Below are 17,881 nucleotides of genomic sequence, written 5' to 3'. Positions count from 1 at the left end.
GGGCAATTTTTCCTGCCCGTTCCTTTCAACTAGCTGTATAGGCGCGCTATGCAAGTCCATCCGTTGATCGAAACCAACGCCGCGCTCGCCGAATTCTGCGACCTGATCGGGAACAGCGATTTCATCGCGGTCGATACCGAATTCATGCGCGAAAACACCTTCTGGCCAGAGCTTTGCCTGATCCAGGTGGCCGACCGCGACCATGCCGCGGCGATCGATCCGATGGCGCCCGGCATCGATTTGAAACCCCTGCTCGACCTGCTTGTCGACAATGAGGATATGCTCAAGGTCTTTCACGCCGGCGGGCAGGATGTCGAAATCATCTTCAACCTGACCGGCAAGACGCCGCACCCGATCTTCGATACGCAGATCGGCCAGATGGCGCTGGGTCAGGCCGAGCAGGTCGGCTATTCGAACCTCGTCGAGGCGTGGATCGGCGTGCAGCTCGACAAGGGCGCGCGCTTCACCGACTGGAGCCGCCGTCCGCTCGACAAGCGCCAGATCGACTATGCGATCGGCGACGTCACGCACCTCGCCAAGATTTTCCCGATGATGCTCGACAAGCTGATCAAGACCGGGCGCGGCCACTGGCTCGACGAGGAGATGGAAAAGCTTGCCGACCCCGCCAATTACAGCGTCGATCCCGACAAGGCATGGCAGCGGATCAAGGTACCGACGCGCAAGCTCGACGTGCTCGGCCGGTTGCAGGCGCTCGCCGCCTGGCGCGAGCGCGAGGCGCGGAACAAGAATCTGCCGCGCGGCCGGATCGTCAAGGACGAGACGCTCGCCGACCTCGCCGCGCATCCGCCGAAGGATCAGGACGGGCTCGGCCGCGTCCGCGGGCTGTCGGCGACATGGCGCACCAACGACATCGGCGGCCGACTGATGGACGCGATCACCAACGCCAAGCCGATGTCGAAGGACGATATGCCCGACCGCGCGCCGCGCGGCCCGGGGCTCGGCAAGGAAGGCACGTTGGTCGCCGACCTTTTGAAACTGCTGCTCAAGATCCGGGCGCGCGAGCTCAATGTCGCGGCGCGGCTGATCGCGCGCAGCGACGATCTCGAGGCGCTTGCCGCCGGGGCGCGGGGCGGCATCCAGATGATGGAGGGCTGGCGCTACGACGTGTTCGGCCACGCCGCGCTCGACCTCGTCGAAGGCCGGATGGGCTTTGCCGTCAAGAACGGCAAGCTGGTGATGAGCGAGATCGACGCGGCGACCGCGGCCGAGGTTTAAAGCAGAACGAGCTCGGGTTTGGCATCGAGCGCCTGCGCGAGGACGCGCAGGCGGCGCTCGACCGATTCGCCCGCGAGATGATGCCAGCCGGCCGCCAGACAGAGCCTGAGCTTGCCGTTGACAAGCGCGATCCCGCTCGCCTTGAGCGGCGCCTCGACGCCGCCGGTGAGCCGCTGGGCAAGGCGGATCGCGAGGCCCCATTGCCGCGCGCGGGCGAGCCGTTCCTGCGCGACAAGCGCGCCCATCGCGGGAAATTCGGCGTCGGCGCCGCCAAAGCCCGCGTAAAGCGCGCGCGCGAGCAGGATGCGTCCGGGAATGTCGATGCTGCGCCAATTGCCGTGCAGGCCGATCTCGGTGCCGCGCTCGGCGCGGAAATCGGGGTTTGCCGACCAGGCGACGTCGCTGAGCAGGCTTGCGGCGAGGCGCACGCGGCTGTCGGCCGGTCCTTCGTCGGTAAAGAGCGGCGCGATCCAGTCGGCGATCGCGCGGCCGTGCGGCGCGAAACGCGCGAGGCGGCGGCCTTCGAATTCGGCGGCGACGATCAGCGGATCCTGCGCGCGCGTCTCGGCATCGAGCGCCTGATAGAGCAGTCCTTCGCGCAGCCCCGACGACGAAACCGTCATTTCGGGAACGTCGAGGATGTTGACGAGCGCCGCGAGCAGCGCCGCCGCGTCGGGCAAGGCGGCGGCGCGGTTCGATGCCATGCCGGGGATCGCGCGCAATTCCTCGAAGCTCAGCCTTTTGGTCGCGCGGATCAGGCGGCGGAGCGCGCTGCGCGGCAGCGTATGCTGGTCGAGAACCGCGAGCGGATCCTTGGTGAGTTCGAGGTCCAGACGCGAGAGGGCGCGCCACGAGCCGCCGACGAGATAGAGCGGCAGTCCGGCGAGCCCCTCGCCGGGCCAGCCGGCGGCGCGAAGCATCTTGCGGATCGCGCGCTCGAACGCCTGCTCGCCATCCTCGCGCAGCGCCGGCAATCGCAGCACGCCGAGCGGAAAGGAGGCGCAGCGGCCGACCCGGCCATCCGAAACTTCGGCCAGTTCGAGGCTGCCGCCGCCGAGATCGACCGCGATGCCGCGCGCATCGGGAATCGCCGAAAGGACGCCGTGCCCGGCGGCCTCGGCCTCCTCCTCGCCCGACAGCAGACGGATATCGAGCCCGGCTTCGGCCGCCGCGGCGATGAAGTCGCGGCCGTTCGCCGCATCGCGCACGGCGGCGGTGGCAACGCACTGGATCATCTTCACGTCCATATGCTTCGCGAGCAGCGCATAACGGCGGAGCGCGACGAGGCCGCGCTCGGCGTCTTCGGTGGCGATGCGTCCGTCGATCGCGAGGCCGCGGCCGAGGCCGGCGGCGACCTTTTCGTTGAAGATCACCGCCGGCGCGCGCGACGGGCCTTCATAAACGACGATGCGGACCGAGTTGGAGCCGATGTCGATGACGGCGGACCGGCTGACCGCTTGTCGGGAGGTGCGCAGGAAGTTCAACCTCTTCTCAATCTTCGCGCATATCGAAGGCCAGCGTCGGCACGTCCTGACGCTTGTGAAGCGCGGTGCCGCGGCCCGACAGCGAAGGGTTGTTCATGAAATAATGGTGCAAGTTGAAAGGTTTGTCACCCGGAGCCACGCGCAGGGAGGTTCCGTCGGGTTGCAGGATCCAGCTTTGTTCATTGTCGATGAGGTTCGCGACGAGGACCTGATCGAGGATCTGGTCGTGGACGGTCGGATTTTCGATCGGGATCATATATTCGACGCGGCGGTCGAAGTTGCGCGGCATCCAGTCGGCGCTGCTGATATAGAGCTTCGCCGCGCGATGCGGGAGCGGCGCGCCGTTGGCGAAGGCCCAGACGCGGCTATGTTCGAGGAAGCGCCCGACGACCGATTTGACGCGGATCGTTTCCGAAATCCCCGCCACGCCCGGACGCAGGCAGCAGATACCGCGCACGATCAGCTCGATCGGCACCCCCGCCGCGCTGGCTTCGTAGAGCTTGTCGATGATGTCGGGGTCGACGAGGCTGTTCATCTTGGCCCAGACGCCCGACGGCCGCCCCGTCCTTGCCGCGGCGATTTCGGCATCGATCAGCTCGCACAGATGCTGGCGCATGTTGAGCGGCGACATGGTGATCAGGTCGAGCCGTTCGGGTTCGACATAGCCGGTGATGTAATTGAAGAGCTGCGCCGCATCGCGGCCCGCGCGGGGATCGGCGGTGAAGAAGCTCAAGTCGGTGTAGATGCGCGCGGTGACGGGGTGGTAATTGCCGGTGCCGAAGTGGCAATAGGTGCGATAGCCCTGTCCTTCGCGGCGCACGACCATCGAAATCTTGGCGTGGGTCTTCCACTCGATGAAGCCGTAGACGACCTGCACCCCGGCGCGTTCGAGCTGGTTCGCCCAGAGCAGATTCTGTTCCTCGTCGAAGCGCGCCTTGAGTTCGACGACCGCGGTCACCGACTTGCCCGCCTCGGCCGCCTCGATCAGCGCGCGGATGACGGGCGACTGGTTGCCGGCGCGGTAGAGCGTTTGCTTGATCGCGACGACGTCGGGATCGGCAGCGGCCTGGCGCAGGAAGGAGAGGACGACGTCGAAGCTTTCATAGGGATGGTGGACGACGATGTCCTTCGACCGGATCGCCGCGAAACAGTCGCCGCCATGTTCGCGGATGCGTTCGGGGAAACGGGGCGAATAGGCCGGGAATTTGAGGTCGGGGCGATCGACGTCGACGAGCGCCGACAGCGCCGCGAGACCGATGAAGCCGCCGATCTTGGCGACGATCGCCTCGTGCCCCTGAATATCGGAGCCCAGCACCTCGGCGATTTCGGCGGGCATGTCGGCCTCGAGTTCCATCAGGATCACGCGGCCGCGGCGACGGCGGCGGATCGCGGTGCGGAACAGGCGCACAAGATCCTCGGCCTCTTCCTCGAGCTCGATATCGCTGTCGCGGATGATGCGGAACACACCCAGGGAGCGGATCGTGAAACCCGGAAACAGCAAGTCGCCGAACAGCTCGATCAGATATTCGATCGGCACGAAGGCGCTCGGCTCGCCGGGGACCGGCACGAAGCGCGCCAGCGAAGCCGGGATCATCACCAGTTCGCGAACCGTCTCGCCATTCGTCTTGCGCTGAAGGTCGAAAATGACGCCGAGGCCGCGGTTCGGGATGAAGGGAAAAGGATGCGCCGGATCGAGCACCTGCGGGGTCAGGATCGGGAAAATCTGCTCGATGAAATATTGGCGCAGCGCCCGGCGGAGCGCCTCCTTGTCCGAGCCCGCACCGTGAACGACGATGCCCTGCTCGGCAAGCTGGCGGTGGAGCAATTGCCATTCGCTCTGCTGCTGGTCGACGAGGCGATGCACCTCGGCCTCGATCTCGGCGAGCTGCTGCCCCGGCGAGCGACCGTCGGCCGAAGGATCGTCGATCCCCTGCAGCTGCTGGCCCTTGAGGCCCGCGACGCGGACCATGAAGAATTCGTCGAGATTGCTGCCCGAGATCGACAGGAAGCGGAGGCGTTCGAGCAGCGGATGCGCGGGATTGCGCGCCTCCTCCATCACTCGCCGGTTGAAGGCGAGCCACGAGAGTTCGCGGTTGAAGAAGCGTTCGGGACCGAAGGTCGGGGCCGTCGTCTCGGCGTCATTATCTGCGCGAAGTGGCTGACCTGTTAGCGACATGTATCGGCGTCCTGTCGTTCGAGCAAATCGGGATCGATCAGCCCCTGTGACAGTAATGTTTCACGCGTAAGACGAATGCCAATGCCGCCCTTTTTTTCGAGCGAGGCGGCGTCGAGCGCCGCGACGACGCGGTGGATCATCGCATAGCTGCGTTCCATCCGGGGGACGATATAGGAGGCGACGCCGGGTGCCAATGCCACGCCGCGCTGCGCGAACAGCGCCTCGATCAGGTCGCGCGCCAGGCAGTCGTCGGGCTCGCCGATCGCGAGCACGGGAACGGCGGCGAGGCGCGAGCGAAGGTCGGGAAGCGCGACATTCCATTCGGACGGCGGCGCATCGGCGACGATCAGCAACGGCGTGCCGCTCGCCTGCGCGGCGTTCCAGGCATGGAAAATCTCTTCTTCGGAAACGCTGTTATGCCCATCGATGACGCGGCCGCCGGTATCGCGCGCGAAAAGGCGGCCCATCAGGCTGCGCCCCGAGCCGCGCGGACCGGTGAGGACGGCGGTGCGGACCGGCCAGGTCGCGACATGGCGCAAATAACGCACCGCGTCGGCGTTGCTGGTGCCGACGATCAGCGGGCCGTCGTTCGAGCCGCCCGCGCTCCAATCGAGCGGTAGCGCGATCTGTCCCATCAGCGGCTGATCCTGAGCTGGCCGCCGCCTTCCTGCACGTTGAACCCGCGCGCCGCGAGCGCCGCGCGCAGCGCCGCCATATCGCCGCGGAAGGTCACGCGCATCACCGACATGCCGCCGAGCGCGAGGCTGGTGGTCGAGGCCGACTGGACGCCGGCGACGCCGGCGACGGCGCGCTCGGTCGCGGTGACCGAATCGACGTCGGGCGAGCTGTACTGCACCGTGAAACTCTGCACGCCCGCCGCAGGCGCGGTGGATACGCTCGCGTCGATCTCGCTGGGCAGTATCTCTTCATCGGTCGCGATCTCTTCGGGCAGATCTTCCCTTTCGACCGGTTTTTCGAGCACGAGATAGGTGTCGGTCTTGAGAATGCCGGCAGTCAGCGCGTCGGTATAGATACGGTCCATCCGCGCGACCGCCTTTTCCATCATGTCGGGCAGCGCCGCAGGGCTGGGACCGGTCATCGTGAAGCTGGAGATCAGCTTGCTGTCGGGGCCGAAACGCGCGGTGAAAATGCCTTTGATCGGCCCGCCGGGATAGGAATATTCGACGCGCGCGATCGGCGTCAGCACGTCGGCGGCGCCATATTGGTCGAGGATCACACGCCACCAGACGCGGCCGCGACGACCCGTCTGCCCCGCGTTGATCAACAGGGTATCCGCCCCGGTGCCCGCGGTGCGGACATAGTCGATCGCGCTTTGCCCCGTATTATATTCGGCCCAGGCGCGCTGCCAGGCGCTGCGTTGTTCGAACACCTGGGGGATGCCGTCGATCGAATAGACCGGGATCACGAGCAAGGGCGGCGAGCGGAGCGTGCGACCGCTGACCCCCAATATCTGTCCGGCGCGGACGCGGTCGAACTGGACGCCGAGCTTGGCGACATAGCGGCGCGGGCCGATCTGCTCGTCTTCGACGACGATCGATGTGACGATCCCGTCGAGCACCGAATCGGTAAGCGCGGGGCCGTCGGTGCCGTTCAGCCGCCGATAAAGCTGCGCCCAGCCCTTGCGTTGCGCCTCGCGCCAGCCCTTCGAGCGCGCGTCGTCGGCATTGTCGCCGGTGACATCGACGAGGATGCCGCTGGCAAGGAAATCGCCGCTGCTGTTGATCGGGGTGATGCCGCGGTCACCGCGCGTGATCTGGCCATCGACGATGCCGGCGAGCAGAATCGCGAACAAAAGGCCGAAAAGAGCGGCCCAGCGCCAGTCACGCGGGCGAATGGCATCGAAGGTCAGGCGGGGCGCGAAGCGGGGGAAAGCAGCCGAAATCATATTGTTCTTACGCTTCGTTCCCAATCTCAGGGTCGACAAATCTTTCTCGTCATTCCGGCGAAGGCCGGAATCTCATCGCCGCGTTTTGGCGCGATGTCGAGATCCCGGCCTTCGCCGGGATGACGATTCAAGCATGCCCTACGCCAAAGGCAATGTCGCCGACAAGGAAATCATGGCATTTCGTGGCCAGAGTCGTTAGTCGCGCTGGCCATGGATTCCAAGCACAACCAACCCGCCTCCTACACTTATGCCGAGGCCGGCGTATCGATCGAGACCGGCAACGCGCTGGTCCGTGCCATTGCCCCGCTCGCCCGTGCGACGCGCCGTCCCGGCGCCGATGCCGATCTGGGCGGTTTCGGCGGTTTCTTCGACCTGAAGGCGGCGGGGTTCAAGGATCCCCTACTCGTCGCGGCGAACGACGGCGTGGGTACGAAATTGAAGCTCGCGATCGAATCGGGCAAGCATGACGGCGTCGGCATCGACCTGGTCGCGATGTGCGCGAACGACCTGATCGTGCAGGGCGCCGAGCCGCTGTTTTTCCTCGATTATTATGCGACCGGCAAACTCGATAACGACGTCGCCACCGAAGTCGTCGCGAGCATCGCCGAAGGGTGCAAGCAGGCCGGCTGTGCACTGATCGGCGGCGAGACCGCCGAAATGCCGGGCATGTATTCGGACGGCGATTACGATCTCGCGGGCTTCTGCGTCGGCGCGGTCGAGCGCGACCAGGTGCTGACCGCCGACAAGGTCGCCGCGGGGGACGTGATTCTGGGGCTCGCCTCGTCGGGCGTGCATTCGAACGGCTTCTCGCTCGTGCGCCGGCTCGCGGTGGACAAGAGGTGGAAGCTCGATCGCCCTGCCCTGTTCGATCAGACTATCCTGTTGATCGACGCGCTGATGGCGCCGACGCGCATCTATGTGAAGAGCCTGCTCCCGCTGGTGAAGACCGGCCGGATCCACGCGCTCGCGCATATCACCGGCGGCGGACTGCTCGAAAATATCCCGCGCATCCTGCCGAAGACCTTGCACGCGCATGTCGATGCCGACGCGTGGGAGCAGCCGCGATTGATGGCGTTCCTGCAGGCGCAGGGGAATATCGAGCCCGAGGAAATGGCGCGCACCTTCAACTGCGGGATCGGCATGGCGGTGGTCGTCGCCGAGAGCGATGTCGCGAGGGTGACGGCGGCGCTCGAAGCTGCGGGCGAGACGGTGTTCCGGATCGGTCATATCGCCGAGGGCGAAAAAGGCTGCACCGTGACCGGCAGCGCCGAAACGTGGAGCGCGATGAGCGCGTGGAGCGCGACGCATAATGGCTAAGGCCATAAAATCCCCCTCCCGCTTGCGGGAAGGGTTAGGGGAGGGCCTGTTTCGAGGCACTTCTTTTCGACATGCCCTCCCCCGACCCCTCCCGCAATCGGGAGGGGAGAAGTGAAGGCGCGTGTCGCCGTCCTGATTTCGGGCGCCGGTACCAATATGGCGGCGCTGCTCTATGCGGCGAAGGCCGAAGCCAGCCCCTATGAGCTGGTGCTCGTTGCGAGCAACGATCCCGATGCACCGGGGCTGGCGATTGCCGAAGCCGAGGGTGTCGCGACATGGGCGCTTTCGCACAAAGGCATGAACCGCGACGCGTTCGACGCGCTGGTCGACGAACAATTGCGCGCAGCGGGCGCCGAGTTCGTCGCGCTGGCAGGCTATATGCGCATATTGTCCGACGATTTCGTTGAACGCTGGACGGGCCGGATGATCAACATTCATCCAAGCCTGCTGCCGCTCTACAAGGGGCTGAACACACACAGCCAAGCGATCGAGGCAGGCGACAAATTCGGCGGATGCAGCGTGCATATCGTGACACCGGGCGTCGACGAAGGTCCTGTTCTCGCGCAGACGCCGGTCGCGATCCTACCCGGGGACACGGTCGAAACGCTGGCGCGCCGAGTGCAGTTCGCCGAACACCAGCTCTATCCCTCTACCCTCGCCGCGTTTGTCACGCGCGAGCGCAGCCCTGACTATCTGCGCGAGCGCGTGCGCGAGCTAGCGATGGCGTTGCCCGAGGCGGACGAAGTGCTGTCACACGGCATGCCCTGCTTCGGGATCGTGAAGGGTAAGAAATTCGCCTATTTCACCGAAGACCACCATGGCCCAAATAGTAAAGAGGGGGGCAAGATCGCGCTGCTCGTCAAGATCAGCGGCGCTGACGAACAGGCGGCGCTGATCGAGATGGACGAAGAGCGCTATTATCGGCCGGCCTATTTCGGAGATGGCTGGATCGGCATTCGTCTCGACCTCGGCGACACCGACTGGGATGCGATCGGCGAATGGCTGCGCAAGAGCTGGCTGTCGGTCGCGCCGAAAAAGCTGGCGGGGCTGATGGGAGTGGCGGAGGAGTTTTGACGAAAAAGGCCGCCGGATAGCTCCGGCGGCCTCTTCGTTTCGGCAATGCCGGTCGGCTTAGCCGACGATTTCTTCGGGCTTGAAGAAATAGGCGATCTCGATCGCCGCATTCTCGTCGCTATCGCTGCCGTGGACGGTGTTCGCCTCGATGCTCTCGGCGAGTTCCTTGCGGATCGTTCCGGGAGCTGCGTCCTTGGGGTTGGTGGCGCCCATGATGTCGCGGTTGCGCTGCATCGCGTTTTCGCCTTCGAGGACCTGGACGACGACGGGGCCGCTGATCATGAAGTCGACGAGTTCGCCGAAGAAGGGGCGTTCCTTGTGGACCGCGTAGAAGCCTTCGGCCTGTTCACGGCTCATGTGGATGCGCTTCGACGCGACGACGCGGAGGCCGGCGTCTTCGAGCATCTTGGTGACCGCGCCGGTCAGGTTGCGACGCGTGGCGTCGGGCTTGATGATCGAGAAAGTGCGGGTGACCGCCATGGGAAAGCTCCTGATTGCTGTGTTATATGATGCGCGCGCCTCTAGCCGCGCTTTCGCCGCACCGCAAGGACAGAGCGCGCGGGCGCTAGGGCCCTTCGGACCAGCGGCCGTTTTCGTCCTGTTTCCAGAAGCGGTTGTCGACATCGTCGCGCGCCGCGAGCGTGCGCCAGAGCGCGCGGGCGTCGTCGATGCGGCTGTTGTCGAAGAGGAGGAAGGTGCGCTCGAACCCCAGCGCCTCCTCGCGCCACTCGCCGTCGGCGAGCGCGAGGAGGGTAGTACCATTGGGGGGCGAAGGGTCGAGCGTGCCCGAAATCAGGATCGGCTCGATCGCCTCGTCGGGCGATCCGGCGTGGCCGTGCGGCAGGAAACTGGCGGGCTGGAGCGTCCACAGGGCCTCGTCGATCGCCTGACGCTGCATCGCCGAGGCGGCGACCACCAGCAGGCGATCGCCATTGCCGAGGATGCGCGCCGCGAGCGCGGGGAGCACGCGTTCGACGGGGTCGCGGGTCAGCCGGTAGAAGTCGACGCGCGCCATGCTCCCGGCCCTGCTCGCTTCAGCCTTCGTGGTTCGCGGCGATATAGCGGTCGAGCAGGCGCACGCCGTAGCCGGTCGCGCCCTTGGCATAGACAGGTCCGTCCTTGTCGCCCCACGCCATGCCCGCGATGTCGAGATGCGCCCAGGCGACGCCGTCCTCGACATAGCGCTTGAGAAATTGCGCTGCGGTGATCGAGCCGCCTTCGCGCGGGCCGATATTCTTCATGTCGGCGATCGGGCTGTCGATCAGCTTGTCGTAGGCGGGCGAGAGCGGGAAGCGCCACAGCTTGTTGTTCGACGCCTCGCCCGCCGCGAGCAGGCCGGCGGCAAGCGTCTCGTCGTTCGCGAACATGCCGGCATATTCGTGGCCGAGCGAAATCACCATCGCGCCGGTCAGCGTCGCGAGGTCGACGATCACCTTGGGATCATAGGCCTTTTGCGCCCAGCTGATCGCGTCGCAGAGGACGAGGCGGCCCTCGGCGTCGGTGTTGAGCACCTCGACCGTCTGGCCCGACATGGTGGTGACGATGTCGCCGGGGCGCATCGCATTGCCGTCGGGCATATTTTCGACGAGGCCGACGACGCCCACGACATTCGCCTTCGCCTTGCGCCCCGCGATCGCCTTGATCGCGCCGGCGACGGCGCCCGCGCCGCCCATGTCCCATTTCATCATGTCCATGCCGGGGCCCGGCTTCAGGCTGATGCCACCGGTGTCGAAAGTCACGCCCTTGCCGATGAAGACAACGGGCGCGTCGCCCGGATTGCCGCCGTTCCAGCGCATCGCGAGCAGCCGCGGCGGCCGCGTCGAGCCCTGCGCGACACCGAGCAGCGCACCCATGCCGAGCGCCTTCATCTGGCGTTCGTCTAGGACTTCGAGTTCGACGCCGAGCTCGGCGAGATGCTGGCAGCGTTCGACGAAGCTTTCGGGATAGAGGATGTTCGGCGGCTCGGCGACGAGCGTCTGGGTGAGCGCGACGCCGTCGGCGATCGCTTCATTTACGGCCCAGCGCGCCGAAAGGTCGCCGTGCGGCGACGCGATCGTCACCGTCTTGAGGCTCGGTTTCGCCTTGTCGGCGAGGCGGGTGCGATAAGTGTCGAGGCGCCAGTTGCGCAAGCGCGCGCCCATCGCGAACGCGAGCACATCGTCGGCGTCGCTCGGCCCGGTGCTCGCGAAATCGACCTGGACCTGGGTCGCACCGCTCGTCTGCAGCTTCGCGGTCAGCGCCGCGCCGCCGCGCTCGATGTCATGCTCCGAGCCTTCGCCGATCCCGACGAGCAACAGGCGCTTCGCCCGTTCGCCGTCGATCGCCGCGGTCTCCGCGACCGTGCCCGCCGCGCCCTCGAAGCGCGCCTGCGTCGCAGCGGCGCCGAGCAGCGCCCCGAGCGCGCCCGCTTCGCCCTTGCGGACGGGAAACGCGACCACGTCGGCAGACGCATCGATTTGCGCGACAAACTGAATGTCCATGCCTTAACTTTCTTATGCGATGATTGATTGGAACGTGGCGGACCGATAGGGGTTTCGCTTGCGAGTTGCAAAAACAAAGCTGCCGGTCCAAGCCGGAAGACGTCGATATAGGGTTCGGGACAAAGGGCTAGGGTCAGAACCTACCAATTACCCGATCGAGGTTTGAAGCGATTTTGTTCAGGGCAAGGAAGCGGGACGCAGGTATATGAATATATTCCAAGGCTCGCTGACGCGGCCATGGACAAAATCGATCAAATCCCGCAGGGACGCCGAAATGGCTTCGATCTCGCCTCCGCGCGGCCTTGCAGATGGACCCACCATCCGCTGCGGCCACGCGAAGTCGATATCTTCGCCATTTCGACGCCTCGAACGGGTAATTGGTAGGTTCTGGCCCTTGATGAGCTGGGCTTTGTTCCATCGGGCGGCGGGTGCGCGGCCGTTCTGGCTGGCGACGGCCAGCGGCCTGGCCTTGGCGGCGAGCCCGGTGCTGGCCCAGAGCGAGGCGAATCCGGCCCAGCCGGCGGAGGAAGTCGCCGGCGAACCCGATTTGCAAACACCCGACGTCGTCCCGACGACATCCGACGCGCCCGATACCGCGAGCGAGCAGCAGATCGGCTTTGCCGCGGACAACCTCAATTACGACGGCGACACCGAGATCGTCGTCGCCGAGGGCAATGTCCAGATGAACCGCGAAGCGATCGAAATGCGCGCGGACAAGGTCACATGGAACCGACAGACGGGACAGGTGTTCGCCGAAGGCAATGTCATGATCAAGAACCCCGAAGGCGACGTCGCCTATGGGGACAAGATCGAACTGACCGACAGTTTGCGCGACGGCGTCGTCGAAAATCTGCTCGTCGTGCTCGACAATGGATCGCGCCTCGCCGCGGTTCGGGGCACGCGGTTCGACAATGGCAATATCGAGTTGGAGAACGCCGCCTATACCCCCTGTCCGGTCGAGGACGACGAGGGCTGTCCGAAAAACCCGAGCTGGCAGATTCGAGCGGTCAAGGTGATGTACGACCGGGCCAAGAACAAGGTCCGCTACAAGGGCGCGCGCGTCGAGATTTTCGGCCTGCCGCTGATCCCGCTCCCCGGGCTCAGCCACTCGATCAACAATGAGGCGAGCAGCGGCATATTGGTGCCCGAAATCCGGCTCGACCGGAGCAACGGCTTCGAGATCGCGGTCCCCTATTATCTGCGCATCGCCCCCGACCGCGACATGACGATCACGCCGCACGTCTACACCGACGCGGCGCCGATGCTGGAAGGCGAGTTCCGTGCGCTGACCGATATCGGGTCGTTCCGTATCAACGGCTATGCGACCTATGGCTCGCTCGTTCCGCTGGTCGGAGAGGATCCGGACAGCCAGAAGAGATTCCGCGGCTATCTGGAGAGCGCGGGCAAGTTCCAGTTCGATCCGCGCTGGAGCCTCACCTATTCGGGTCGCATCGCGACCGATCGCACCTTCATGCGCCGTTACGATATCAGCCGCGATGACCGGCTGCGTTCGACCTTCGAACTCGAACGGATCGGCGGCAATAGCTATCTCTCGATCGCCGGCTGGGCGACGCAGACGCTGCGCGTCAACGATATTCAGGGCCAGCAGCCGATCGCGCTGCCGATCATCGATTATCGCCAACGGCTCGACGATCCGCTCTTCGGCGGGCAGCTGGAGTTGCAACTGAACACGCTCGCGATCGGCCGCACCGCGGGACAAGACACGCAGCGCGCCTTTGCCGGCGCGCAGTGGAATTTGCGCGGGCTGACCGGGCTCGGGCAGGAAGTCACGCTGACCGCCCTCGTGCGCGGCGACGTCTATCACAGCGACGAGAATCTGCTGACCGCGATCCCCGGCTATCGCGGCAAGTCGGGCTGGCAGGCGCGCGCGATCGCCGCGGTGGCCGCCGACATGCGCTGGCCCTTTATCGGCGAATTCGCCGGCGGCACGCAGACGCTGACCCCGCGCGTCCAGGTCGTCGCGACGCCGCCGATCAAGAATCTCGACATTCCGAACGAGGATTCGCGCGCCTTCGACCTCGAGGACAGCAATCTCTTCGCGATCAACCGTTTCAACGGTCACGACCGGTTCGAGGATGGGGCGCGCATCACCTATGGCCTCGAATGGAATTACAGCCGCCCGGGATTCAACATCAACAGCATCGTCGGGCAAAGCTATCGCCTGACCGACAAACCCAGCCTGTTCCCCGACGGCACCGGCCTGACCGACCGCACGTCGGATATCGTGGGGCGGACGACGATTGCGTATCGCGATTTCCTGCGCCTCACCCACCGTTACCGGCTCGACAAGGATAATCTCGCGATCCGCCGCAACGAATTCGACGCGACGATCGGCAGCCGCTCGACTTATGCCGTGGTCGGCTATTCGCGGCTCAATCGCGACATCCTGCTGCTCGGCGAGGATTTGCAGGACCGCGAGGAAGTGCGCGCCGGGGGGCGCGTCGCATTCGCGAAACATTGGTCGCTGTTCGGATCGGCGATCGTCGACCTGACGCAGCAGAGCGACGACCCGCTGAGCGGTGCCGACGGGTTCGAGCCGATTCGCCACCGGCTCGGCCTCGCCTATGACGACGATTGCCTGTCGATCGCGCTGACCTGGCGGCGCGATTATGCCGATACCGGCGACGCGCGGCGCGGCAACAGCTTTTCATTCCGGATCGCTTTCAGGAATCTGGGGTTCTGAGGGCGGACTTCGGCCGGTAGTTGCCGTCTCCCCTCCCGCTTGCGGGAGGGGTCGCGGGGGAGGGCCTGTGACGGCGCAAAGACCCTCCCCGCTGCGACTAGCCAGCAAGCTGGCAAGTCTCGCTGCCCCTCCCGCTTGCGGGAGGGGATGACTGAAACCCACCCCAAACCGGACGGCCCTCGCTCAGCCTAGGTTCAGCGTCCGCGGCGTATCTGCGGGCATCAAATGGCTCCGATGGCGGATTGCGCTGGACCATCGGGCGTGTCCGCTGATACGGAGCGTCCGGACTTTCTCGAATAGGGTAAAGATGACCAAATTTTCGACCATGACCGGCCTGATCGCCTTGGCCGCCGTCGGCGCAGCGCCCGTGCTGGCCCAGACTGTTCCCGACAGCGAAGTGCCGACGACCAGCCTCAACATTCCCGGCAATGTGCAGCTTTACGGCGATGCCAAGCCGAACGTCTATCGCCCCTCGGCGACGGTGAACGGCGAAATCATCACCGCGACCGATATCGAACAGCGCATGGCGCTGATCCGTATCGCGAACAACAATGTCGAATTGCCGCCCGAGGAAATCGAGCGGCTGCGCAACCAGGTGTTCAGCAACCTGATCGACGAGAAACTGCAGATACAGGAAGCCAAGGCGGCCGAGATCGCGATCGACGAGAACATCGTCAACGAACAATTCGCCCGGCTCGCGACGCGCTTCAAGCAGACGCCCGAGCAGTTTTCGGAATATCTGGCGTCGAAAGGCTCGTCCGCAGCGGCGGTGAAGCAGCAGATCCGCGGCGAATTCGCGTGGGATCGCCTATTGTCGCGCAACATCCAGTCAACGACCAACGTATCGACCGAAGAAGTCGACCTGATCGTCAAGCAGATGGAAGCGGCCAAGGGGCAGGATGAATTCCACCTTGGCGAAATCTATCTGTCGGCAACCCCCGACAATATCGCCGCGGTCAACGAAAACGCGAAAAAGATCATCCAGGCGCTGCAGGCCGGCGGCAGCTTCGCCGCCTATGCGCGCCAGTTTTCCGAAGCATCGACCGCGGTCGTCGGCGGCGACCTCGGCTGGGTGAAGGCCGGGCAGTTGCCCGCGTCGATGGGCGAGGCCGCGATGCAGATGCAGCCCGGCCAGCTCGTCGGACCGATCGAGGTGCCCGGCGGCATTTCGATCATGCTGTTGATCGACCGGCGTCAGGTGCTGACCGCCGATCCGCGCGACGCGGTGCTCAGCCTCAAGCAGATTTCGCTCGATTTTCCGGCCGGAACGACACAGGAAAAGGCATCCGAACTTGCCAGCAAGTTCGCCGAAGCGACGCGCACGATCGCCGGCTGCGGTGCCGCCGACGCGGTCGCGCAGCAATTGGGCGCCAGCGTCGTGTCGCGCGACAATATCGAAATGCGCGCCTTGCCCGCCCCGCTCCAGGCGACGCTCGTCAACCTTCAGGTCGGCCAGACGACGCAGCCCTTCGGTGCCGCGAACGAAGGCGTCAGCGTCCTTGTTCTTTGCGGCCGCGACATGCCGCAGACCGCGACGGCGCCGAACCTCGAGCAGATCGAGCAGAAACTGCTGGAGGACAAGGTCAACAAGCGGGCCCAGCGCTATCTGCGCGACCTGCGCCGGGATGCCGTGATCGAATATAGCTGATGTTGAGTTACTACATTCGACGTCCGATCGCGGTCACCATGGGTGACCCGGCCGGCGTCGGCCCCGAAGTCACGGCGCGCGCATGGGCTGCGCGCGGCGAAAACCGCCTGCCTCCCTTTGTCGCGATCGGCGACGTCGCCGCGATCGAAGCGGTGTGGGATGGCCCCGTCGCGCGCGTCGGCGACATGGACGAGGTCGTAAAAGCCTTCGGCGAGGCGCTGCCTGTCTGGCATCTCGAGGACAGCGGCCCGCTGACACCCGGATCGCCGACCGCAGCCGGCGCGACATGCGCGCTCCACGCGCTCGAAACCGGCATCGGGTTGACGCGCAACCAGGCGAGCTCGGCGCTGGTCACCGGTTCGGTGTCGAAACATGCGCTGCACGGCATCGGCTATACGCATCCGGGGCAGACCGAATTCATCGCCGAACGCTGCGGCGTGACCGCCACCAACGCGGTGATGATGCTGGCAGGACCATCGCTTCGCGTCGTGCCGCTGACCGTGCATATTCCGCTCGCCGAGGTGCCCGAGCGGCTGACGAGCGAATTGATCGTCGCCAAGGCGCGGATCGTCGCGCGCGGGCTGCGCCGCGATTTCGGCATCGATACGCCGCGCATCGCGCTGGCGGGGCTCAACCCGCACGCGGGCGAGAGCGGTCAGCTCGGCGGCGAGGAAGAGCGGATCATGAAGCCCGCGGTCGCCCAGCTGGCCCAGGATGGGATCATCGTCGACGGCCCGCTTGCCGCTGACGCGCTCTTCGCGCCCGGCATCCGCGACCAATATGACGCGCTGCTCTGCGGCTATCACGATCAGGCGCTGGCGCCGTTCAAGGCGTTGCATTTCCACGACGGGGTCAATCTGACGCTCGGGCTGCCGATCATCCGCACCTCGCCCGACCATGGCACCGCCTTCAACATCGCCGGCACCGGCCGGGCCGATGCCGGGCCGACGATCGCGGCGATCGCGATGGCCGCGCGCATGGCGACGGCGCGCGAGCGCGGCTGCGCCCCCGCAAAGTGACGGTCCAGCCGCGCACGCCGCTGCCGCCGCTGCGCGAGACGGTGCGCGTCCACGGCCTGTCGGCGAGCAAGGCGCTGGGACAGAATTTCCTGTTCGACGAGCAATTGCTCGACCGGATCGCAGCGCTTCCGGGCGACTTGAAAGGCGCGACGGTCTTCGAGGTCGGGCCGGGCCCGGGCGGGCTGACGCGCGCGCTGCTGCGCGCGGGGGCGAAGGTGGTCGCGGTCGAACGCGACGATCGCTGCCTGCCGCTGCTTGCCGAGCTGGCCGACGCCTTTCCGGGGCAGCTGACGGTGATCGCGGACGATGCGATGGCGATCGACGTCGACGCGCTGACCGGCGGCGCGCCCTATCATATCGTCGCCAACCTCCCCTATAACGTCGGCACCGCGCTGTTCACGCGCTGGCTCGAACCCGCGGCGTGGCCGCCGCGCTGGCTATCGCTGACCCTGATGTTCCAGCTCGAGGTCGCCGAGCGCATCGTCGCGCCGGTCGGGACGGGCGCCTATGGCCGGCTCGCGGTGCTCGCGCAGTGGCGCTCGAACGCGAAAATCGCGATGAAGGTGCATCGGTCAGCCTTCACCCCGCCGCCCAAGGTGATGTCGGCGATCGTCCATGTGACGCCGGGCGATCAGCCTGCGGGCGTCGACCCGAAACGGCTGTCGAAGCTCACCGAAAAGGGATTCGGCCAGCGGCGCAAGATGCTGCGGCAGAGCCTGAAGGGGGTCGAAGGCGCAGTTGCCGCGGCGGAGGCGCTGGGGATCGACCCGACGCGGCGGGCGGAAACCGTCAGCGTCGGCGAATGGGTCGCGCTGGCGCGCGCGCTCGGCGCGTAGA

Annotated in this window: 14 protein-coding genes; 7 read left to right on the top strand and 7 right to left on the bottom strand. The window is 65.8% G+C overall.

The genetic code is table 11. The annotated features are described in order from the left end of the window. Positions 1-48 precede the first annotated feature (48 nt). Entirely contained in the window at positions 49-1,236 is a 1,188-nt protein-coding gene (rnd, locus tag OVY29_RS02190) for a ribonuclease D (RefSeq protein WP_037554684.1), read from the top strand. On the opposite strand, the gene OVY29_RS02185 is transcribed toward rnd, so the two are convergent. Genes OVY29_RS02185 through OVY29_RS02170 form a run of 4 tightly spaced genes read right to left on the bottom strand, consistent with a single transcriptional unit; the run spans position 1,233 to position 6,802 of the window. Then, positions 1,233-2,720 carry a Ppx/GppA family phosphatase gene (locus OVY29_RS02185; RefSeq protein ID WP_313910755.1) on the bottom strand — a complete coding sequence of 496 codons (1,488 nt, stop codon included), beginning with the start codon at positions 2,718-2,720 and terminating at the stop codon, positions 1,233-1,235. The genes rnd and OVY29_RS02185 overlap by 4 nt on opposite strands. Positions 2,721-2,727: 7 nt before the next feature. Further along, a complete protein-coding gene (locus OVY29_RS02180; RefSeq protein WP_313910754.1) occupies positions 2,728-4,896 on the bottom strand; it encodes an RNA degradosome polyphosphate kinase in 2,169 nt (722 codons plus the stop codon). Then, complete coding sequence (locus tag OVY29_RS02175; protein WP_037554680.1) at positions 4,887-5,531, bottom strand: HdaA/DnaA family protein; 645 nt, start codon at positions 5,529-5,531, stop codon at positions 4,887-4,889. Before OVY29_RS02175 ends, OVY29_RS02180 begins: the two co-directional genes overlap by 10 nt. Further along, positions 5,531-6,802 carry a hypothetical protein gene (locus OVY29_RS02170; RefSeq protein WP_037554800.1) on the bottom strand — a complete coding sequence of 424 codons (1,272 nt, stop codon included), beginning with the start codon at positions 6,800-6,802 and terminating at the stop codon, positions 5,531-5,533. Before OVY29_RS02170 ends, OVY29_RS02175 begins: the two co-directional genes overlap by 1 nt. Positions 6,803-7,012: 210 nt before the next feature. On the opposite strand from OVY29_RS02170, the gene purM reads away from it, so the two are divergent. Both purM and purN read left to right on the top strand, forming a co-directional pair. Next, entirely contained in the window at positions 7,013-8,119 is a 1,107-nt protein-coding gene (gene purM, locus OVY29_RS02165) for a phosphoribosylformylglycinamidine cyclo-ligase (RefSeq protein ID WP_313910753.1), read from the top strand. A gap of 111 nt (positions 8,120-8,230) precedes the next feature. After that, positions 8,231-9,193 carry a phosphoribosylglycinamide formyltransferase gene (gene purN, locus OVY29_RS02160; RefSeq protein WP_037554675.1) on the top strand — a complete coding sequence of 321 codons (963 nt, stop codon included), beginning with the start codon at positions 8,231-8,233 and terminating at the stop codon, positions 9,191-9,193. 57 nt (positions 9,194-9,250) lie between these two features. Here the strand turns inward: purN and ndk are convergent, their stop codons facing one another. The 3 genes from ndk to OVY29_RS02145 form a co-directional block, all read right to left on the bottom strand. Further along, positions 9,251-9,673, bottom strand: a complete 423-nt coding sequence (gene ndk / locus OVY29_RS02155) for a nucleoside-diphosphate kinase (RefSeq protein ID WP_037554674.1) — start codon at positions 9,671-9,673, stop codon at positions 9,251-9,253. 85 nt (positions 9,674-9,758) lie between these two features. Then, positions 9,759-10,208: a DNA polymerase III subunit chi gene (locus OVY29_RS02150; RefSeq protein WP_313910752.1), complete on the bottom strand. Its 450-nt coding sequence runs from the start codon at positions 10,206-10,208 to the stop codon at positions 9,759-9,761. Between the two features lie 19 nt (positions 10,209-10,227). Next, positions 10,228-11,673 carry a leucyl aminopeptidase gene (locus OVY29_RS02145; protein ID WP_313910751.1) on the bottom strand — a complete coding sequence of 482 codons (1,446 nt, stop codon included), beginning with the start codon at positions 11,671-11,673 and terminating at the stop codon, positions 10,228-10,230. 397 nt (positions 11,674-12,070) lie between these two features. Here OVY29_RS02145 and OVY29_RS02140 point away from each other — a divergent pair, with 397 nt between their 5' ends. From OVY29_RS02140 to rsmA, 4 genes are all read left to right on the top strand, one after another. Next, on the top strand, positions 12,071-14,377 hold the full coding sequence (locus OVY29_RS02140) for an LPS-assembly protein LptD (protein WP_037554669.1): 2,307 nt from the start codon (positions 12,071-12,073) through the stop codon (positions 14,375-14,377). A 307-nt stretch (positions 14,378-14,684) separates the two neighbouring features. Beyond that, a complete protein-coding gene (locus OVY29_RS02135; protein WP_052182135.1) occupies positions 14,685-16,025 on the top strand; it encodes a peptidylprolyl isomerase in 1,341 nt (446 codons plus the stop codon). Positions 16,026-16,063: 38 nt separating this feature from the next. Continuing rightward, positions 16,064-17,044: a 4-hydroxythreonine-4-phosphate dehydrogenase PdxA gene (gene pdxA, locus OVY29_RS02130; protein WP_037554798.1), complete on the top strand. Its 981-nt coding sequence runs from the start codon at positions 16,064-16,066 to the stop codon at positions 17,042-17,044. Further along, positions 17,041-17,880, top strand: a complete 840-nt coding sequence (rsmA, locus tag OVY29_RS02125; RefSeq protein ID WP_313910749.1) for a 16S rRNA (adenine(1518)-N(6)/adenine(1519)-N(6))-dimethyltransferase RsmA — start codon at positions 17,041-17,043, stop codon at positions 17,878-17,880. Before pdxA ends, rsmA begins: the two co-directional genes overlap by 4 nt. Position 17,881: the final 1 nt, after the last annotated feature.

The organism is Sphingopyxis sp. SE2 (genome assembly GCF_032227185.1).
Classification (GTDB): Bacteria; Pseudomonadota; Alphaproteobacteria; order Sphingomonadales; family Sphingomonadaceae; genus Sphingopyxis.
This window is presented reverse-complemented; position numbering and strand designations above follow the sequence as displayed.